2 protein-coding genes are annotated in these 1,969 nt (G+C 51.5%); both read right to left on the reverse strand.

Going from position 1 to position 1,969, the window contains the following annotated elements; genetic code table 11:
• Positions 1–549: 549 nt before the first annotated feature.
• Positions 550–1,245, reverse strand: a complete 696-nt coding sequence (locus tag BEN47_RS00670; protein ID WP_125921427.1) for an IS630 family transposase — start codon at positions 1,243–1,245, stop codon at positions 550–552.
• Positions 1,181–1,579 carry a helix-turn-helix domain-containing protein gene (locus tag BEN47_RS00675; protein ID WP_070724286.1) on the reverse strand — a complete coding sequence of 133 codons (399 nt, stop codon included), beginning with the start codon at positions 1,577–1,579 and terminating at the stop codon, positions 1,181–1,183. Before BEN47_RS00675 ends, BEN47_RS00670 begins: the two co-directional genes overlap by 65 nt.
• Positions 1,580–1,969 lie beyond the last annotated feature (390 nt).

Consider the following 1,969-nt stretch of genomic DNA (forward strand, 5'->3'; position numbering starts at 1 on the left):
CGAAACCAGCGTGCAAAATTGGCTGGCCTTCCACTGGCTGGCCTTTACCGTGCTCTTATTGCGTAAAATTGCCCCAATGCCCACTTCCTAAACAGCTTCTTTATAATGATTTAGAAGCCCAGCTACTATTGGTATGGATGGCCCAATAGCTATTCAAGGGTTGATATTCTAAATGTTATAGTGCTAAATGTGTTCTTATTGCGGGCATACTTCCATGATTTGTTTTTAATGGGCATACCGACCGCATGGTCATTAACTGTGGAGGAGACATTTTATGTCACAATTCCATTTGTTTTGCTAGCCGCTCGTTTTAATCCTAAACGCTTAATTTTATATCCTATCGTTTCATTAGTAAATAGGTTTGCTTCTGGTTTTATTTTGCAAAGTTTATGTCCCAAAATATGGCCTAATGCAGTCGGTGTCGTTTATGCTGAACCAAACTTTTTTTGGAAGATGTACAGAGTTTTCCTATGGTGTTGCTTTAGCCTTCTGGGTCGCAAGACAAAACAAAGTTAAGTCATATACCATCTCATAAGTAGGTCGGATGAATTAGTTTGATTTAAAAGGGCTGAATTTAATCGTCAAGGCTTTACCGAAATTAGCCAGGCATCGATTCGTGGCGTAAGCCAACTGGTCTGCCTGCGCATAGTCAGCTGGCTGGAGCCAACCGCCTTTCAGCTGTCGCCATACGGTTTCGGCAATATTGAGATGGGGCGAATAAGGCGGCAAAAAGAACAAGTGCAGGTCGCGTTGCGCCCACCGGTGGCGGCACTGCTGGATGAGGTTGGCGGTGTGAATGCTGGCATTATCCAAGACAATGACCGTTGGGCCAGCAAGTTGAAGCGATAATTCTTCGAGCCTGTCGCGGACAAAAGCGGCGTTGATGTTCTGGCTCGTTGTCGCCCAGTGCGCGCGGTTGTCGCGACTGAACAGGCCCCAGCAGTTGAGCCGGAAACCTTTTTGGGCCGGCACGAACACGTCTTCGCCCGGAAACTGCCAGCCATAGGGCACGTAGCCTTGCTGGCAGACGTGGGACTCGTCGCCGTAAAACAGGGTCAACTCCCCCGCCTCGGCCAGGGCTTCCAACTGGCTCAACTGCGCGACTCCGTGGGCGTAGCGAACGGGATCAGCCCTGGCGGCCGTCCGGCGGCGGATACGCTTATATCGGCCACCAAGACTTTTAAAAAAGCCCGGAAGGCATCGCGGCCGACGGCGGGCGTACCAGCGGCCCGCTGGCTTTCCCACTCCGCCTTGGCCAGGGTAATGCGCTGCCGGTTTTCAGCCACGGCGCTGCGGACGCCGCCTGGTCGTCGGCCACGGTTACGAGCGGTTTGCGGCCGCGTCCGGGCTTGGTTTGCAGTCCTTTAATCCCCTCTTGCTGGTAGCGCTTGACCCAACTGTCTACACTCACCCGGCACAGGCCGACCACCTGCCCCACATCCAGCGGGGCGCGGCCCGCCGCTTTGAGCAACACCAATTGACAGCGCTGACGAAGCGTGTGATTGGGGCTCTGTTTGTACACGTCTTCGAGGGCCGTTCGAGCGGACTCGTCCAACTGGGGAGTATTAACACGACTCATAACCCAAAGGTACGCCGATAAGTCAAGCTAATTCATCCGACCTATTTACACATGGTTGGGTGTCTTGAGTATTTTCATCTTTCTCGTTGTGTTTGCGTCATGTGAGTATGTGAACAGTCCATCCAACATTACAGCACTGGCAAATGCTCGTACGCTAGCTAACATTGCGTTGCTGCCCCTGCTAATATGCATACTGTTTAGGGGATTGTTGAGTGAAAAAACACTATTGCGTAAAGTGTTAGAAACGAAGATATTACAGCTATTGGGCAAAAGCTCCTACGTGCTTTACTTAGAGCCTATCCGAAAAATAAGAGGGAGTGTCGCCAGACGGTGTTGGCGCAAGCTAGGTGGAGGAAGGCTTCGTAGTGAGCGACGTTCTTTTCCCAGCGG

The organism is Hymenobacter lapidarius (genome assembly GCF_001816145.1).
Lineage (GTDB): Bacteria > Bacteroidota > Bacteroidia > Cytophagales > Hymenobacteraceae > Hymenobacter > Hymenobacter lapidarius.